This is a genomic window from Pseudomonas sp. 3296, assembly GCF_031456615.1.
Taxonomy (GTDB): domain Bacteria; phylum Pseudomonadota; class Gammaproteobacteria; order Pseudomonadales; family Pseudomonadaceae; genus Aquipseudomonas; species Aquipseudomonas mucoides.
The window spans coordinates 179,462-195,959 of the sequence record NZ_JAVDUY010000004.1 but is presented as its reverse complement, the minus strand read 5'-3'; the positions used below and the strand labels follow the sequence as shown (position 1 = coordinate 195,959).

16 protein-coding genes are annotated in these 16,498 nt (G+C 59.5%); 10 read left to right on the top strand and 6 right to left on the bottom strand.

All coding sequences use genetic code 11. The features are described from left to right. Window positions 1-50: 50 nt before the first annotated feature. Window positions 51-950 carry a LysR family transcriptional regulator gene (locus tag J2X66_RS12220; RefSeq protein WP_310264520.1) on the bottom strand — a complete coding sequence of 300 codons (900 nt, stop codon included), beginning with the start codon at window positions 948-950 and terminating at the stop codon, window positions 51-53. Window positions 951-1,051: 101 nt separating this feature from the next. Between J2X66_RS12220 and J2X66_RS12215 the strand changes: the two genes are divergently transcribed. After that, the gene (locus tag J2X66_RS12215; protein WP_310264518.1) at window positions 1,052-2,143 is read left to right on the top strand and encodes a polyamine ABC transporter substrate-binding protein; all 1,092 of its coding nucleotides are present in this window, start codon (window positions 1,052-1,054) and stop codon (window positions 2,141-2,143) included. A gap of 17 nt (window positions 2,144-2,160) precedes the next feature. Continuing rightward, window positions 2,161-3,120 carry an agmatinase gene (speB, locus tag J2X66_RS12210; protein WP_310264516.1) on the top strand — a complete coding sequence of 320 codons (960 nt, stop codon included), beginning with the start codon at window positions 2,161-2,163 and terminating at the stop codon, window positions 3,118-3,120. A 54-nt stretch (window positions 3,121-3,174) separates the two neighbouring features. Here speB and J2X66_RS12205 read toward each other — a convergent pair whose 3' ends face one another. Next, complete coding sequence (locus J2X66_RS12205) at window positions 3,175-4,227, bottom strand: aldo/keto reductase (RefSeq protein WP_310264514.1); 1,053 nt, start codon at window positions 4,225-4,227, stop codon at window positions 3,175-3,177. A 216-nt stretch (window positions 4,228-4,443) separates the two neighbouring features. On the opposite strand from J2X66_RS12205, the gene J2X66_RS12200 reads away from it, so the two are divergent. From J2X66_RS12200 to J2X66_RS12180, 5 genes are all read left to right on the top strand, one after another. Continuing rightward, entirely contained in the window at window positions 4,444-5,160 is a 717-nt protein-coding gene (locus tag J2X66_RS12200; RefSeq protein WP_310264512.1) for a YafY family protein, read from the top strand. Window positions 5,161-5,212: 52 nt separating this feature from the next. After that, a complete protein-coding gene (locus J2X66_RS12195; protein WP_223520585.1) occupies window positions 5,213-5,554 on the top strand; it encodes a nuclear transport factor 2 family protein in 342 nt (113 codons plus the stop codon). Window positions 5,555-5,616: 62 nt separating this feature from the next. Beyond that, window positions 5,617-6,735, top strand: a complete 1,119-nt coding sequence (gene zapE / locus J2X66_RS12190) for a cell division protein ZapE (RefSeq protein ID WP_310264509.1) — start codon at window positions 5,617-5,619, stop codon at window positions 6,733-6,735. An 18-nt stretch (window positions 6,736-6,753) separates the two neighbouring features. After that, a complete protein-coding gene (locus J2X66_RS12185; RefSeq protein WP_310264505.1) occupies window positions 6,754-7,335 on the top strand; it encodes a DinB family protein in 582 nt (193 codons plus the stop codon). Window positions 7,336-7,437: 102 nt separating this feature from the next. After that, the gene (locus tag J2X66_RS12180; protein WP_310265259.1) at window positions 7,438-7,929 is read left to right on the top strand and encodes a GNAT family N-acetyltransferase; all 492 of its coding nucleotides are present in this window, start codon (window positions 7,438-7,440) and stop codon (window positions 7,927-7,929) included. A gap of 50 nt (window positions 7,930-7,979) precedes the next feature. Here J2X66_RS12180 and J2X66_RS12175 read toward each other — a convergent pair whose 3' ends face one another. The 4 genes from J2X66_RS12175 to J2X66_RS12160 all read right to left on the bottom strand — a co-directional run bounded on the left by J2X66_RS12175 (window position 7,980) and on the right by J2X66_RS12160 (window position 12,799). Then, window positions 7,980-8,189 carry a hypothetical protein gene (locus tag J2X66_RS12175; RefSeq protein ID WP_027923511.1) on the bottom strand — a complete coding sequence of 70 codons (210 nt, stop codon included), beginning with the start codon at window positions 8,187-8,189 and terminating at the stop codon, window positions 7,980-7,982. 93 nt (window positions 8,190-8,282) lie between these two features. Continuing rightward, window positions 8,283-10,517 carry a TonB-dependent siderophore receptor gene (locus J2X66_RS12170; protein ID WP_310264501.1) on the bottom strand — a complete coding sequence of 745 codons (2,235 nt, stop codon included), beginning with the start codon at window positions 10,515-10,517 and terminating at the stop codon, window positions 8,283-8,285. A gap of 168 nt (window positions 10,518-10,685) precedes the next feature. Next, window positions 10,686-12,422: a phosphoethanolamine transferase CptA gene (locus J2X66_RS12165; protein WP_310264498.1), complete on the bottom strand. Its 1,737-nt coding sequence runs from the start codon at window positions 12,420-12,422 to the stop codon at window positions 10,686-10,688. Window positions 12,423-12,616: 194 nt separating this feature from the next. Further along, window positions 12,617-12,799 (bottom strand): DUF6026 family protein, encoded by a 183-nt coding sequence (locus tag J2X66_RS12160; RefSeq protein WP_081743948.1) that lies wholly within the window; start codon window positions 12,797-12,799, stop codon window positions 12,617-12,619. 276 nt (window positions 12,800-13,075) lie between these two features. On the opposite strand from J2X66_RS12160, the gene gnd reads away from it, so the two are divergent. From gnd to J2X66_RS12145, 3 genes are read left to right on the top strand one after another with little or no spacing between them, the layout of a single operon-like run. Then, window positions 13,076-14,056: a phosphogluconate dehydrogenase (NAD(+)-dependent, decarboxylating) gene (gene gnd, locus J2X66_RS12155; protein ID WP_310264495.1), complete on the top strand. Its 981-nt coding sequence runs from the start codon at window positions 13,076-13,078 to the stop codon at window positions 14,054-14,056. Beyond that, window positions 14,053-15,576 (top strand): glucose-6-phosphate dehydrogenase, encoded by a 1,524-nt coding sequence (gene zwf / locus J2X66_RS12150; RefSeq protein ID WP_027923515.1) that lies wholly within the window; start codon window positions 14,053-14,055, stop codon window positions 15,574-15,576. Before gnd ends, zwf begins: the two co-directional genes overlap by 4 nt. Next, window positions 15,573-16,403 (top strand): HAD family hydrolase, encoded by an 831-nt coding sequence (locus J2X66_RS12145; protein ID WP_310264491.1) that lies wholly within the window; start codon window positions 15,573-15,575, stop codon window positions 16,401-16,403. Before zwf ends, J2X66_RS12145 begins: the two co-directional genes overlap by 4 nt. Window positions 16,404-16,498: the final 95 nt, after the last annotated feature.

The window sequence follows — 16,498 nt, the reverse complement described above, 5'->3', positions numbered from 1 at the left end:
GGATGCCAGCAGTGGGCACCGAGGGCAACGAAACAAAACTGCCTGAAAGGTCAGGTTTTGCTGAACGCGGCCAGCAAATCCTGCTCAAACGCCTTCTGCGCATCCCCCTGCACCTGAGCGCGATGTCGCGCCAGATGGAACGCCACTTCAAAACTCATCTCGCCTTCGCGCACTGCGCGCAACAACCCTTTGTCTTCCCAGCTGCGGGCGAAGTGGTTGGGCAAATAGCCGACATGTTTGCCGGACAGTATGAAGGCGAGGGTGCCTTCGACCTGTTCCGAGCGCGCTGAACATAATTTGCCCTGAAACGGCTCGTCACTGCGCAGGAAGCGGTAAGGGTGGTCGACCCGGTCGCAGGCTTGCAGCGCTTCATCGTCCGGTGTGTCATCGGTGAACAATGGGTGACCGGGGGCGCAATACAGGTGCTGGGTTTCGGTGAACAGCTCGCGATAGTCAAAAGCGCTTTGCACCTGGGAGAAATAGCCGATGGCCAGGTCCAGCCGTTGCTGCAGCAGCAAGCGTTCCATTTCCCCGGGCATGGCACTGATCAGTTCGATGCGCACCGATTCGTCCCGTTCGCGAAAACGCCGGATCGCATCGGCCACCTGTTGCAGCACCGATTGATCTAGGGCTTCGGACAGCCCGAGGCGCACTTCGCCAATCAATCTGCCCGCCACACCGTTGGATTGATGTCGAAACGCTTCGATGGATTCAAACAGTCCGCGTGTCGCGGTCAATAGCTGCTCGCCCTTGGGGGTGATCTTGAATCCACCCTTGCCGCGACTGCACAGGCGATAACCGAGCCGGGTTTCCAGCTTGGCCATTTGCTGGCTGATGCTGGATTGGCTCAGGCCCAGCTCACCTTGGGCCGCGCTGAAGCCGCCGCACTCGACCACACGGACAAACAGGCGTAGCAGTTGCAGGTCGAGGTCGTGAAGTTGCCCGAGCATCAAACATTACTCCGCCATAAAGTCAGGTTAACAAACTTGATATTTCGCCAATGTAACCGAGCGCGCAACCTGCAACCACTTTCTCTGGTCAGGTGCTCGTCATGGCTCCCGTGTTCAAGGTGTGTTTCCCCGCGTTGTTCCTCGCCATGGCCGTGTCGGCCCAGGGGCAGGAAAAGACCGTCAACCTCTACAGTTGGGCCGATTACGTGGCGCCCGAAACCTTGCAGGCATTTGAAAAGGAAACCGGGATTCACGTGCGCTACGACACGTTCGATTCTTCGGAAGTGCTGGAAACCAAACTGCTGACGGGTGGCAGTGGGTATGACGTGGTGGTGCCGTCGTCCAGCGTGCTCGCCCGTGGTCTGGCGGCGGGTGCACTGAAGGAAATTTCCCACGAAGGGCTCAAGGGTTACGCCAATCTCGACCCGGACCTGCTGGAAAAACTGGCCGCCGTCGATCCCGGCAATCGTTATGGCGTGCCGTATACCTGGGGCACGCTGGGATTGGGGATGAACGTCGAAGCGGTGCACAAACGTCTGCCGAATGTGCCGCTCAACAGCCTCGACCTGCTGTTCAAGCCGGAGTACGCCAGCAAGCTGAAAGACTGTGGCATCGCGATTCTCGATTCGCCGCAGGAAGTCATTGGCCTGGCGCTGCATTATCTGGGTAAAGATCCCTACAGCACTGACAAGGCTGATCTGACAGCCGCCGAGGCGTTGTTGCATCAGTTGCAGTCAAATGTGCTGTACGTCGCCACCGGCCGGCAGATCAACGACCTGGCCAATGGCAGCATATGCCTGGCGCTGACCTACAACGGTGATGCGAGCATGGCCGCTGATCAGGCACGCAAGGCCAACAAGCCGTTTGAGGTGGCGTACCGGATTCCCCAGGAAGGCACGCTGGTCTGGCAAGACAACCTGGCGATCCCCAAGGACGCGCCGCACCCCGAAGAAGCGCGGGCCTTCATCGAGTTCATGTTGCGCCCCGAATCCGTCGCGGCGTTGACCAACACGCTGTTCTTCGCCACGGCCAACCAGGCGGCTACTCCGCTGGTGGATGAAGCCGTGCGCACCGACCCGGACATCTTTCCACTGCCCGACATGCGCGCACGCCTGTACGCCGACCAAAGCATGAGCCTCAAGGACCTGCGGTCGCGTACGCGTCTGTGGACCACATTCCGTAGCCGCCAATAATTAAAAAGGAGATCACCATGGACGTCCCGATGCAAAACGATCAGGCCATGACCCGCGACAGCCTTTATGGAACTGCCGCCGAAAGCACCTACGCCGGTATCACCAGTTTCATGCGTCGTCGCTATAGCCGCGACTTGCGCGGAGTCGACGTCGCGGTCAGCGGCGTGCCGTTCGACACGGCCACCAGCAACCGTCCCGGCGCACGTTTCGGGCCACGTGGAATACGCGCCGCGTCCACCGGAATTGCCTGGGAACGCCACTGGCCGTGGACGTTTGATCCGTTCGATCATTTGGCCGTCATCGACTACGGCGATTGCGACTTCGATTACGGTTCGCCACACACGGTGCCAGAAAGTATTGAGGCCCACGCCGAACACATCCTGAACAGCGGCAGCGCGATGCTGACCTTCGGCGGCGACCACTTTATTACCTACCCGCTGCTCAAGGCCCATGCGCGTAAACATGGTGCGTTGTCGCTCATCCACTTCGACGCCCACAGCGACACCTGGCCGGATGAAGAGGGCAAGCGGGTCGACCACGGCACCATGTTCTGGCACGCGGCGAAGGAAGGGCTGGTGGATCCGTCGCGTTCGGTGCAGATCGGTTTGCGCACCACTAATGACGATCAACAGGGGTTCCAGGTGCTGGATGCGCGGCAGGTGCATCGTGAGGGTTGCGAGGCGATTGTCGAAGCGATCCGGGCGAGGGTAGGGGATAACCCGGTGTACCTGACCTTCGACATCGATTGCCTCGACCCGGCTTTTGCACCCGGCACCGGGACACCGGTTTGCGGCGGCCTGAGCACCGTGCAGGCACTGGAGATTCTGGGTGGGTTACGCGGGATCAATTTGGTGGGCATGGACGTGGTGGAAGTCGCACCGGCCTATGACCACGCGGACATTACCTCATTGGCCGCCGCGACATTGGCGATGGAAATGCTGTGTCTCTACGCCGCCCGCCATAAGGTCGACCGGTAAACACCTTAAACCCTGTAGGAGCGAGCAAGCTCGCACCTACAGTTCTAATGGGTGTCACGCCACCGGGATGATCGGCAGGTCCAGGGTATGGTCACCACTGAACCGTGAAAAAGAGCCGGCAAGCGTTTCGTGCGGCACGCCTTTGGCCACATCGCTGGCGCTATCGAGTCGCGACAATTGATCCGCGCTCAGTTGCACGTTCAGTGTCCCCAGCGTCGCATCCAGTTGCTCACGGGTGCGCGAGCCCAGAATCGGAATCAGCGCAGTGCTCGAGCGTTGGGCTTTTGCCCGCAACCAGGCAATGGCCACGTGCGTCGCGCTCGCATCGAGTTCGGCGGCAACGGCGAGCAGGGTGTCAAGAATGGCCGTTTCCCGTGCGCCTTTTTCCGCATGAATCAACATGCCGAGTTTGGTCGCGCGATTATCGCCATCGCTGGATCGGTACTTGCCAGTGAGAAAACCGCCACCCAATGGCGACCATAATGTCGCGGCCAGGCCCAAGGCTTCGGCCATCGGCAGTTGTTCACGTTCGGCAGTGCGTTGCGCCAGGCTGTATTCCACCTGAATCGCTGCAATCGGCGAAAAACCACGCACCTCGGCCAACACGTCGGCACGGGCGATACGCCACGCGGGGAAGTTCGACAGCCCCGCGTAATGGATCTTGCCGGCGCGCACCAGATCATCGAAACCGCGCAAGATTTCTTCCATTGGCGTCACGCCATCGCTCATGTGCGCCCAGAGCAGGTCCAGATGATCGGTCTTGAGGCGGGTCAGGCTTTCTTCCACGGCGCGAACCATGTTTTTGCGGTTGTTACCGGTGTGGGAAATGCTCGCGGACGGTGTCGTTCCCAAGGTGTATTTAGTGGCGATGACCAGGCGATCGCGCTCTGCCGCGATAAATTCGCTGAGCATGACTTCCGACTGACCCGCCTGATAACCGTTGGCGGTGTCGATGAAGTTGCCGCCGGCCTCCAGATAGCCATCGAAAATGCGCTTCGCTTCGTCACGCTCGGCGCCATGCCCCCAACCCGTGCCGAAATTGCCGGCGCCCAGCGCCAGTTCCGAGACCCGCAAGCCGGTTTTGCGGCCGAACACTTTGTAATGCATGGAGTGACTCCTGAGAAAAGACGCCGGGATTTAATATAGATGTTTAACAACATGTATTAAATATGATGCTTGTAATTTATGCCGTCAATGCGCTTTTCCTAAAGTGTTAAAACAGCCGACCACCGGACGTTTCGCTGCTGCCACTTTCTGACAGGGGCCTCTGCTAAGCTCCGACAATTAAGCTCCGACAACTTTTTCAGACAGAGCCAGTTCATCGTGTCGCGAACCACTCGTTTACTCACGTTGTTGCAAGTGCTGCGGGGCAAGAGTCGTCCGGTGACCGCCGCCACGCTCGCCAGTGAACTGGAGATTTCCGAACGCACGCTGTACCGCGACATCGCCGAACTCACCGCGCTCGGCGCGCCGATCTTCGGCGAAGCGGGTGTCGGTTACGTGCTGCGCAGCGGTCTGTTTTTACCGCCCTTGATGCTCAATGCCGGCGAGACCGAGGCCATCGTGTTGGGTTTGCGCTACGTGGATCAGCGTGGCGACGAGGTGTTGAGCAAAGCGGCGGCCGACGCATTGGCCAAGATTGCCGCCGTGTTGGCGCCTGAAGCCCAGGACGCGCTGCGCAACCCGACGGTGCTGCCCGGGCCACCCGGTTATGGCTATCCGGAAAATGTGGTGCCGTTGAGCGTGTTTCGTCACGCTATCCGCGATCAGTCCAAGCTGAATATCGATTACGCCGACGCCAACCAAGTGCCCAGCCAGCGGCTGATCTGGCCACTGGCATTGGGTTTTCTCAATGAAGTGCGGATCATTGTCGCCTGGTGCGAATTGCGCAGTGCCTACCGGACCTTTCGCACCGACCGGATTTGCGCCGCCAATGAGCCGGGCGAGCGTTATCCAGGGCGCCGTAGCGACTTGTTACGGGGCTGGCGCAAACAGATGCAACTGGATGAAGCGGGGCGTTTCACTCCTGACAAGAACTGACACAGACTTGTCTTAGCATGGGTGCAGAATCAATAAACAAGGAGCCGCAACCATGTCCAATCCTGCCTCGTCACTGGCCCCCGCAATCGCCGCCTACATTGCCGCCGCCAATGCTCGCGACACCTCCAGGGTCGCCAGTTTTTTCGCCGAGGATGCCAATGTGTTCGATGAAGGCCAGCACCAGATCGGCACCCGCGCAATCGCCCAATGGATGGAAGACACCGCGCAGCGCTATCAGCCCCGGGTCGAGGTGCTGGATGTTCAGCAGCGCACCGGCAAGGTGCTGGTGCACAACCTGATTTCCGGCACCTTTCCCGGCAGCCCGCTGGAACTGCGCTACATGTTCCGCCTCAACGAACAGGGGAAAATCGCCCGGCTGGACATCTCGCTATAGCTAAAATCCGCTCCCGTAGCAGTCTGCGGCAGTTGCTACAGATCGGACGTATACTCCCGGGCATGAATGTCGACTCTCCGTTAAGCGCCTGGCAACACGCCATTGAAACCAAGGGCTTCGTCCAGGACGAAGCCCAGGAACACGCCGTGTGGGCACTGCAAAAATGCCACGAAGCCTTGCATGAAGGGCGAACGCCGATCACCGGCGTTTACCTGTGGGGACCGGTCGGGCGGGGCAAGACCTGGTTGATGGATCAGTTCTATCAAACCCTGCGCGTGCCGGCCCGGCGTCAGCATTTCCACCACTTCATGGGCTGGGTGCACCAGCGTTCGTTTCAACTGACCGGCACCGCCGACCCCTTGAAGGCGTTGGCGCGGGAGTTGAGTGAGGAAGTGCGGGTCCTGTGTTTCGACGAGTTGTTCGTCAACGACATCGGTGACGCGATTATTCTCGGGCGCTTGTTTCAGGTGATGTTCGAGCAGGGCGTGGTGGTGGTATGCACCTCCAACCTGCCGCCGGATCAGCTCTACGCCGATGGCTTCAATCGCGACCGTTTTACGCCCGCGATCGAGGCGATCAAGCGGCACATGCAGGTGATCGCGGTGGAGGGCGGCGAAGACCACCGCCTGCATCCGGGCACCGCGTTACAGCGATACTGGGTGAGCGACGCCGCGCATCCCAATGCACTGGGCGACGTGTTCAAGGCCTTGACCATGGGGCAGTCCGTGTCCAGCGATCCGGTGACCGTCGGTTACCGTCACGTCAATGTCCTTCAGGCCAGCGCTGGCGTACTGTGGTGTCGTTATGCCGACCTGTGCGAACAACCTTTCTCGGCCATGGACTTCATGGCCCTGTGCGACACCTACAGCGCTATTCTGTTGAGTGAAGTGCCGAACCTCAGCGCACAAAAACGCGAAGGGCGCATCGCCCGAGGCACCGAAGACGCCGCCGAGCACGTCGTTGCAGGAGACCGCGAGCTGCCGCAACTGTCCGTGCACGACGATGGCGTGCGGCGTTTCATCGCGCTGGTGGACGAGTGCTACGACCGCAAAGTGCCGCTGTACCTCGAAGCGCAGGTGCCGATGGAGGCCCTGTACACCGAGGGTTATCTGGAATTCCCGTTCCGTCGCACGTTAAGCCGCTTGAAGGAAATGCAGCTGCAACGCTTTGCTGAAGCCTGATTTTCGGGAGCCGTGAACATGAATCAGCCCCTGTCTCACCATTTGCTGACCATGGCTTATCAAAACGCCTGGGCCAATTACCGACTGGCCAAGGCCTGGAGCCAGTTGACCCCGGCCGAGCTCGCGGCCCCGCGAGTCAGTTTCTTCCCCAGCCTCGTCGCCACCCTCAATCACATCCTGACCTGCGACTGGTTTTACGTGGACGCGTTGGAGCGCGAGTTGCGCGGTGATGATCCACACCCCGACTGCTACGTTTTTTTCAAGGAAGACGTGCCGTGCAGCGTCGGCGCAGACCTTAAGCGCGAGCAGTCGCTGGTGGACAATCGGTTGATTGCCTACTGCGAGCAATTGCGCGATGTAGACCTGGGGCGAATCGTCACCATCGCCCGGGACACGCCGCAACATGACAGCCGTCTACGTCTGCTGTCCCATCTGTTCGAACACCAGCTTCATCATCGTGGCCAGGTCCATGCCATGCTCAGCGGCACCTCGGTGGCACCGCCGCAACTGGACGAGTTTTTCTGCTCTGGCGAGTCAGGTTTACGGGCGGCGGATTTTGCCGAGTTGGGTTGGACCGAGACGCTGATCTGGGGTGTTTAAGGCAGGATCAGGTTGTCGGCGATGGTGACTCAGGCTAATGTCCTTCGACTTTGCGGCGCGAGTGACGCGCCGGGATAACTCGACGGGATAGCAACGATGGAAATGGAATCCGCAGACATTCTGGTACTTCAGGCCAGCTACACCAACCCGGTGCATGCCGAGGCGATTGGCGTGGTGCTTAATGCCTATGCCCAGGACCCGATGGGCGGCGGGCATGCATTGCCCGAAGATATTCTGCAGCAGTTGCCCGGAGAGCTGGCCAAACGTCCCCACGCTTTCACTGTGCTGGCCTTCGTCGACGGCGCGCCGGCCGGGCTGGTCAATTGCTTCGAAGGTTTCTCGACCTTTGCCTGTCGGCCACTGGTCAACGTGCATGACGTGTCGGTGGTCCCGCAGTTTCGCGGTTTGGGGCTGAGCCAGAAGATGCTGCAAAAGGTTGAAGACATTGCCCGTCAGCGGGGTTGCTGCAAGATCACCCTGGAAGTCCTCGAAGGCAATGCGGTCGCACAGGCGTCCTACGGCAAGTTCGGTTTTGCCGCCGGCATGTTCGATCCGGCCCATGGCCGCATGCTGTTCTGGACCAAGGCGCTTTAATTGCTCAGGCATAAAAAAGGGCGCCCCTCAGGACGCCCGGCTGGCTTCGATTACTTCGGTTTGTAGTTTTCGGTCACTTGTGCGGTTTGATCGCTCGGAACACGCAGTTCAATATTTTTGATCTCGAAGCCATTTGCCTTTTGCTGGGCGAGATGCAACGTCTCGTAGTAATACCGCATGCGTTCGGAGCCGTATTCTGCAAAGGCAGAGACTGAGCCGAACATCATCAGGCCAGCAACGATCAGGGTCGTACATTTCATGGGTGCCTCCCATTACGGGTTAAGGGCCTTTCGTCCATGAAGCAATGTCGCAGGGACATTATCTGCCGATTCCGCCAAATGGGAATGAGCACGCTAGAGCTTCCAGTCCAGGCTCAACGTGACGGTGCGCGGGTCACCCCAAAACACGCCGTTGTAGAACCCGACGTTGTCGTAATACTTCGTGTCGAACAGGTTATCGACGTTCAGCGATGCCGACAGGTGCCGGTCGAACTCATACCGCGACATCAACTTCACCACGCTGTAGGCCTCCTGGCGAATGTTCGCGCTGATGGTGATCACTTCATCATTGGCTCCCCGTCCGATCGGGCGCCTGGCCGCGCGGTAGACGTCACTTTGCCAGTTCACCGCGCCACCGACGGTCAGGGCCTGCCATTCGCCGGGCAGGCGATACGCCGTGGACAGCCGCACCATATTCAGCGGTTGAGGGGTGTTGGTGCGTTGCTTTTCACCATTGACCGAGTGGGTGTAGGTGTAGCCGGCCGTCATGTTCCAGCCTGCCATGAGCTCGCCCGAGACCTCGGCTTCAAACCCCTGGACCTTGTTGCCTTTGCCGCTGGATTTGAAAAACTCCTCACCGGTGACCGGGTCCGGCGGCACCGAGTCGTCGAGTTCGGCGACGTTGTCTTGCTTGCTCCAGAACAATGCCGTGGCGAGGTTGAGGCGTTCTTCCAGCAGGCCGCCCTTGAGCCCCAGTTCATAGTTGCTGCCCACTACCGGTTCCAGGTATTTGCGGTTGCTGTCGCGGGCGTCTTGCGGCTTGAAGATGTCGGTGTAGCTGACGTAAGCGGTGTACTCAGGCGTGATGTCGTAAAGCAGGCCGGCGTAGGGCGTCCACATGTCGTTGTGCTGCTGGCGGGTGGATTCGACGCCGCTCAGTTGCAGGTTGTTGTCGTAACTGTTGGACTTTTTCGAGATTTCCCACGTGCCATAACGACTGCCCAGTACCGCGTGCAGGTCGTCGGCCAGGGTCAGGCGCGTGGCCAGGTAGCCGGCTTTTTGTCGGGTCTTTTCATGAGCGCCTTGCAGGCTGGTGACGGTGTCGGGGAATTTGGGAATGCCGCCCATGTATTTCCAGTCAGGCACATTTTCGTAATCCGACGGCCGTGCGCCATCCACCGTGTAAGGATTGTCTTCAGTGCGTTGCGACTCGCCATAGCCGATCATCATTTCGTGGTCGCGCCCGAACAGTGAGTAAGGCCCGGCCACGTTGAAGTCATACACGTCCATCTCTTGCGTGCCGACCATGTGGCTGACGTTGGCGACCATGCCGCTGCGATCCGCCTCGGGGAAACCGCCACCGGCGTAGTAAATCTTGCCGTCGGTGTCACTCTCGCGATGGGTGTAGGCCGCTTTAAAGTGCCAGCCCGCGCCGAGTTGCTGCTCCAGCGTGGCAAACGCCGTCTTGTCCTTGAGCGGCCAGGAACTCCACGGCGTGGCCATGTTGGTGGAACGGCCCAGATGGGCTTTGCTGCCGTCGGCGTTCCAGTACGGGACCGTGCCCCAGGACGTGCCTTGCACCTGTTTGTCCTGATAGTCGTAACCCACCGCAAGCAGGGTGTCGTCGGTCAGGTCGGCTTCAATAATGCCGTAGCCGACTTCCCGTTGCAGTTGGTACTTGTCACGGTAGGAATGGCTGTCGCGATACGCCAGCACGCTGCGCCCGCGCAAGCGGCCATCGAAGGCCAGCGGCCCGCCGACGTCCACGTAACTGTAGTAATCGTCATAGCTGCCAGCGCTGACCCCGCTCAGCGCTTCCCACTGCGCGGTCGGTCGTTTGCGCACCATGTTGATCGTTGCCGACGGATCACCGGCGCCCGTGGTCAGGCCGGTCGCGCCGCGAACCACTTCGATGCGGTCGTAGATGATGGTGTCCGAATCCGACTTCATGTAGCTGAAGGTATTGAGCATCCCGTCGATCTGGAAGTTGGTGATCGAATACCCACGGGACGAATAGCTGACCCGGTCCGAGTCATTGTGCTGGACCACGATGCCGGTGGTCTGGCCCATGGCTTCGGACAGCGTGCCGAGTTTGAAATCGTCCATTTGCTGACGGGTGACGACGGACACCGATTGCGGCGTGTCCTTGATCGACAGGTTCAAGCGCGTCGCGGTGCTCATGGCGCCGGTGGTGTACGACTCGGTGTTTTCGGTGGTGCTGCCCAGGCTGTCGGCGGAAATGCTGGTGGCGGCCAGTTCAAGGGTGGCGGGCTGTTTGTCGGGATCAGTCTCGGCCAGCACATCAGGGCTGAGTGCGGCGCTGCACAGGCCGAAGGTCAAAGTCATGGAACGGGTGATGGGCGCGAACATCGCAGCCGACTCCTTGTCGTCAATGGAAAATTTCCGTTTGTACAAAGACGAAGAGAGGAGAGGGGATTTAACGATAAACGAGAATTAATCTCGTTTTAAAGTGTATCGAAGAGGGGTGGTTTTGCGCAGGGCGCAACAAAAGGGGCCGGAATCGGCCCCTGAATGGATCTACTGTTGAACGATTTTCGAATCAACTTTCGGCTTCATCAGGCTGAAGTCGATCAGTGGGCGCACCTGGCGCTCATAAGGGTTGCCGATCATCAATGGGCGCGGCTTGAAGTTGGCGCTGACCAGGCTCTTGCTGCGGTCCAGTTCATCAGCGCTCAAACCGGCGAGGTCAGCCCAGGTGTGAATCAGCTGCGAGCTGCTGTAAGGCCGGCTCAGGTCTGCGGCAAAACTCCAGTCATGGTTTTCGCGCCATTTCGGCGATGCCCAGGCCATGAACGGGATGGTGTACATCGGCGCGGTCGGTTTGTTCTCGTTACGGCCCAGGGTAGTGTGGCCGACGGAGTCGAACACGTCTTCGCCGTGGTCGGAGAGGTACAGCAGGAAGCCGTTTGGATCGGACTTGGCGTAGTCCTTGATCAGGCTCGATACCACGAAGTCGTTGTACAGGACTGCGTTGTCATAGCTGTTGTATGTCGGCACCTGGTCGTCGCGCACGCCGTCCGGCACGCCTTTACGGTCGGTGAACTTGTCGAACGTCGGCGGGTAGCGGTACTGGTAGCTCATGTGTGTGCCGAGCAAATGCACCACGATCAACTTGCGCGGCGCGGCATCGGCCAGTGCCTTGTTGAATGGCTCGATCACGTCGCCGTCGTACTGCGCAGCGTTCTGGTTACGGTTGTTGTTCAGGTACACCTGCTCGTCGGCCTGCTCGGAGAAGGTCGTCAACATGGTGTTGCGCTTGGTCATGGTTTGCTGGTTGGTGATCCAGAACGTCTTGTAGCCCGCCTGTTTCATCATGCTGACCAGCGATGGAGTGGACAGGTAAAGGTCCGGATTTTCTTCGTCAGCGAAGGTCAGCACCTGCTGCAACGCCTCGATGGTGTAAGGGCGCGGGGTGATGACGTTGTCGAAGACCGTCAGTTGATCCTTGAGCTTGTCCAGTTCCGGCGTGGTTTCACGCGGGTAGCCGTAGAGGCTCATGCGCTGACGGTTGGTGGACTCGCCGATTACCAGCACCAGGGTCGCCGGCTGGTTGGCCATGGTGTCCGTCAGGTTTTTCAGCGGTGCAATCTTGCTCGCGCTGTGTAGCATGTCTTGCATGCCCGCCAGGGTTTCCAGATAGCGGTGATAGGCCACGGCCATCTGCCAAGGCACGGCAGGCTCGATGCGGGTTTCGAACTTGTCGAAACCTTCTGCAAAACTGCCGGTGCGCGCGGTCTGTTTGGCCAGCGGGTAACCGACCACGGCAATCACAATGGCCGTCGCGGCAACCAGTGCCTGCCAGCGCGGCAAGACGACCGGGCGCAAGCGAGTCCACAGGAAATAGGCGAACAGCGTGTGGGCGAGGAACGCCGCGACCATCCACCAGGCGAAATACTGGGTCATGTACTCGCCAGCTTCAGAGATGTTCGACTCGAACATGATGAAGATGACGCTTTGGGAAAACTCCTGCTGGTAAATAAAGAAGTAGCCCAGGCTGGCCATCGAGCAGGCCCACAGCACGACGCCGATCACCGCCGCCATCACGCGCGTCTGTTTAGGGAACAACAGCATCGGCGCAAGCCAGATGGCGCTCATCACAAACGCCTGGCGGAACCCGGTAAAGCCCGAGGTGCCGGTCAGTTGAATGAGTAATTGGGTGATACCGGAAAAATACCAGAAGAACAGGAATAGCCAGAGGAATCCTGCCCAATCGAAACCTTTCGCAGACGCAGTGCTGCGTTTAAACAAAGCCATTCAACGCTCCAGCCAGAAATCACTTCGACGTCGTGCCATCCCTTGCCGACGAACGGAAACCACACGAGAACCGCGCGGCCATAATGAAAGGAATTATCAGTCAGTATTTGTGAAAAATTTGTGAACTGGCAGAGATCGCGGGGGCAAAACGAGGTCGGAAACAGCGCAAGGCTGTCTCCGATTCACCTGAAAAATCAGGCGTGAGGTGCGCGTTGGGTAACGGGCAAGGAGGGCGATTGAGTGCCTTGAGTCAGCTGGCGCAGTTGCGCGAGTTCCTGCTTCAAGAGGTCGCGCTCTTCTTTCAATTGACGCAATTCATCCCGACGAATCGTAACGTAAAGGGTCTGTGCTGGCCGTGCTGCGTGTACTGTGCCCATTGCTCACCTCGCAAATGGTTGTCTCAACTGTAGAACTGCCCCTTGCAAGCGGGTGCTGATCTACTATCGGCGCTGATTTTGATTTCTTTTGCCTCACAAGGGAACTTTTTTATTTTTCATGGTCGTTGTGTCTTCGGCGCGATTACCGACGTTATCAATCAGGATCGGGCACAATGCCCGGAAACTATGTGCCAACGCTCTGGACTAACCCCCCATGACTCACGTTGGGCTATAACCTTTGACACACACATTATTTGTAGTAGGGAGCATCAGCACATGCAACTCGGGATCATTGGACTGGGCCGCATGGGCGGCAATATTGCGCGGCGCCTGATGCTCAACGGGCATACCACTGTCGTTTACGACCGCAATACCGCCTTTATCGACACCCTGGCTGCCGAGGGCGCCACGGGCGTCGCAGACTTGCCGGCCCTGGTCGCCGGCCTGGCCAAACCGCGAGCGGTCTGGGTCATGCTGCCAGCCGGCGCACCGACCGAAGACACCATCGAGACCCTGAGCAACTTGCTCGAAGCTGGCGATACCATCATCGACGGTGGCAACACCTTCTATAAGGACGACATCCGCCGGGCCAAGACCTTGTCGGAAAAAGGCCTGCACTACATCGACGTCGGCACTTCCGGCGGCGTGTGGGGCCTGGAGCGCGGCTACTGCATGATGATCGGCGGTGATGCCGAAGAGGTTAAGCGTCTTGATCCGCTGTTCGCCAGCCTTGCACCGGGCATGGGCGACATCCCGCGCACCAAGGATCGCAAGTCCGATGACGATCGCGCTGAACGTGGTTATATCCATGCCGGCCCGGCGGGTGCGGGGCATTTCGTGAAGATGATCCATAACGGCATCGAATACGGAATGATGCAGGCCTTTGCCGAAGGTTTCGACATCCTCAAGACCAAGGCCAGCACCAACCTGCCGGAAGACCAGCGCTTTGACCTGAACGTCGCCGACATCGCCGAAGTCTGGCGTCGTGGCAGTGTGGTCTCGTCCTGGCTGCTTGATCTGACCGCCGACGCATTGGCCAGCGACCCGAAACTCGACGGTTACTCAGGTTCCGTGGCGGACAGCGGTGAAGGTCGCTGGACCATCGAAGCCGCCATGGAACAGTCGGTGCCGGTACCGGTACTGTCAAACTCGCTGTTCTCGCGCTACCGTTCGCGCGGTCAAGGCACCTTTGGCGACAAGATTCTCTCTGCCCAGCGCTTCGGCTTCGGCGGCCATGTGGAGACTTCGAAAAAATGACCCGTCTGATCCGCAATAAATCCAAGGCAGAGCCTGCACCACCGACCACGCTGTTTCTGTTCGGTGCCCACGGTGACCTGGTCAAGCGCCTGCTGATGCCGGCGCTCTACAACCTGAGTCGCGACGGTTTGTTGGGGGATGGATTGCGGATCATCGGCGTTGACCACAACGCCATCACTGACGATGCCTTTGCCCGCAAGCTCGAAGACTTCATTCGAACCGAAGTGGCCGCCAAGGTCGGCAAGGGCGATCAAGCCCTTGATCCGCAGGTGTGGGACAAACTGGCCCAAGGCATCAGCTACGTCCAGGGCGACTTCCTGGACGACAGCACTTATCAAGCGCTGGCGGCGAAAATCGCCGACAGCGGCACCGGCAACGCCGTCTTCTACCTGGCGACCGCGCCACGTTTCTTCAGCGAAGTGGTGCGTCGGCTCGGCGCGGCGGGTTTACTGCAGGAAACGCCTGAATCGTTCCGAAGGGTGGTCATCGAAAAACCGTTCGGCTCCGACCTGCAAACCGCCGAAGCCTTGAATGCGTGTCTGCTCAAGGTGATGACGGAAAACCAGATCTACCGGATCGATCACTACCTGGGCAAGGAGACCGTGCAGAACATTTTGATCAGCCGGTTTTCAAACAGCCTGTTCGAAGCCTTCTGGAACAACCATTACATCGACCACGTGCAGATTACCGCCGCCGAAACCGTCGGCGTCGAAACCCGTGGCAGTTTTTATGAACACACTGGCGCCCTGCGAGACATGGTGCCCAATCACCTTTTCCAGTTACTGGCGATGGTAGCAATGGAACCGCCGGCCGCGTTTGGTGCCGATGCGGTACGAGGCGAGAAGGCCAAGGTGGTGGGGGCCATTCGCCCCTGGTCCACCGAAGAGGCTCGGGCCAACTCGGTCCGCGGTCAATATGCCGCCGGCGAAGTCGATGGCAACCCGCTGCCGGGTTATCGCCAGGAAAACAACGTGGCACCCGACAGCACGACCGAAACCTACGTGGCGCTCAAAGTCATGATCGACAATTGGCGTTGGGTCGGCGTGCCGTTTTACCTGCGTACCGGCAAACGCATGAGCGTGCGCGATACCGAGATTGTGATCTGCTTCAAGCCGGCGCCGTATGCGCAGTTCCGCGACACCGAGGTCGATGAGTTGCAGCCGACCTACCTGCGCATCCAGATTCAGCCCAACGAAGGCATGTGGTTCGACCTGTTGGCCAAGCGGCCTGGCCCGGCGTTGAAGATGGCCAATATCGAACTGGGTTTTGCCTACAAGGACTTCTTCGAGATGCAGCCGTCTACCGGCTACGAAACGCTGATCTATGACTGCCTGACCGGCGACCAGACGCTGTTCCAGCGTGCCGACAACATCGAAAACGGCTGGCGCGCCGTTCAGCCGTTCCTCGATGCCTGGCAGCAGGACGCAACGGTTCAGCCATACGCGGCAGGTGAGGACGGTCCGGTCGACGCCGATAAGCTGCTGACCCGTGACGGTCGCGTGTGGCACAGCCTCGGATGACAGGCGCAACGCAACAGCCCATCCGTTTTCTGCTCAGTGACATGGACGGCACGTTGTTGCTGCCTGATCACACCCTCAGCCAGCGCACCATTGCCGCAGTCCGTTCGTTGCGCGAGGCGGGCGTGCTGTTCAGCCTCGCCACCGGGCGCCCGCCGAAAGCGATGTTGCAGCAGATCGAAGCATTAGGCGTCGATGTGCCGACGGCAGCGTTCAACGGCGGCACGATCGTCAACCCGGACGGTAGCTTGCTGGTGGCCCATTACTTGCCGGCCACCGCTGCGCTTACCACGCTGGCGCAGTTTGCCGATCTGCCGGACATCGAAGTCTGGGTGTTCAGTGGTGGGGATTGGCTGTTGAAGGACGCCTACGGCCCGATGGTTCCCCGGGAGCAGCATGGCCTGGGGTATCCGCCGGTGGTGGTAGAGAGTTTCGAACCGTACCTGGAGCGCATCGATAAAATCGTCGCGGCCAGCAATAACACTGGGTTGCTGATCGAGCTGGAAGCGCAATTGCTGCCCAAGGTTGAGGGGCAGGCCCAGGTCTCGCGTTCGCAGCCGGTGTACCTGGACGTGACGGCGATGCAGGCAAACAAGGGCGCGGCGCTGGCGACACTGGCCGAGTACCTCGGGGTTGCGCTGGAACAGACCGCCGCGCTGGGCGATGGCGGCAACGACCCGGCGATGTTTCATTGCGCCGGGCTGTCGATTGCCATGGGGCAGGCGGAGGAGGCGGTAAAGCGTCAGGCCGACGTGGTGACTGGTGCAAACACCGAAGACGGTGCGGCCCAGGCGATCGAGCGCTACATCCTCCCTCGCCACCCCACATAAATCCCCGTTACAGGAGTGAGCCTGCTCGCGATGAGGTCCTATCAGTCAACATCATCGTTGAATGTATGACCGCTATCGCGAGCAGACTCACTCCT

Excerpts from the sequence above, each read along its gene's own strand:
- J2X66_RS12220 (WP_310264520.1), bottom strand. The coding sequence starts at position 950 with ATGCTCGGGCAACTTCACGACCTCGACCTGCAACTGCTACGCCTGTTT.
- J2X66_RS12215 (WP_310264518.1), top strand. The coding sequence starts at position 1,052 with ATGGCTCCCGTGTTCAAGGTGTGTTTCCCCGCGTTGTTCCTCGCCATG.
- speB (WP_310264516.1), top strand. The coding sequence starts at position 2,161 with ATGGACGTCCCGATGCAAAACGATCAGGCCATGACCCGCGACAGCCTT.
- J2X66_RS12205 (WP_310264514.1), bottom strand. The coding sequence starts at position 4,227 with ATGCATTACAAAGTGTTCGGCCGCAAAACCGGCTTGCGGGTCTCGGAA.
- J2X66_RS12195 (WP_223520585.1), top strand. The coding sequence starts at position 5,213 with ATGTCCAATCCTGCCTCGTCACTGGCCCCCGCAATCGCCGCCTACATT.
- zapE (WP_310264509.1), top strand. The coding sequence starts at position 5,617 with ATGAATGTCGACTCTCCGTTAAGCGCCTGGCAACACGCCATTGAAACC.
- J2X66_RS12185 (WP_310264505.1), top strand. The coding sequence starts at position 6,754 with ATGAATCAGCCCCTGTCTCACCATTTGCTGACCATGGCTTATCAAAAC.
- J2X66_RS12180 (WP_310265259.1), top strand. The coding sequence starts at position 7,438 with ATGGAATCCGCAGACATTCTGGTACTTCAGGCCAGCTACACCAACCCG.
- J2X66_RS12175 (WP_027923511.1), bottom strand. The coding sequence starts at position 8,189 with ATGAAATGTACGACCCTGATCGTTGCTGGCCTGATGATGTTCGGCTCA.
- J2X66_RS12170 (WP_310264501.1), bottom strand. The coding sequence starts at position 10,517 with ATGTTCGCGCCCATCACCCGTTCCATGACTTTGACCTTCGGCCTGTGC.
- J2X66_RS12165 (WP_310264498.1), bottom strand. The coding sequence starts at position 12,422 with ATGGCTTTGTTTAAACGCAGCACTGCGTCTGCGAAAGGTTTCGATTGG.
- J2X66_RS12160 (WP_081743948.1), bottom strand. The coding sequence starts at position 12,799 with ATGGGCACAGTACACGCAGCACGGCCAGCACAGACCCTTTACGTTACG.
- gnd (WP_310264495.1), top strand. The coding sequence starts at position 13,076 with ATGCAACTCGGGATCATTGGACTGGGCCGCATGGGCGGCAATATTGCG.
- zwf (WP_027923515.1), top strand. The coding sequence starts at position 14,053 with ATGACCCGTCTGATCCGCAATAAATCCAAGGCAGAGCCTGCACCACCG.
- J2X66_RS12145 (WP_310264491.1), top strand. The coding sequence starts at position 15,573 with ATGACAGGCGCAACGCAACAGCCCATCCGTTTTCTGCTCAGTGACATG.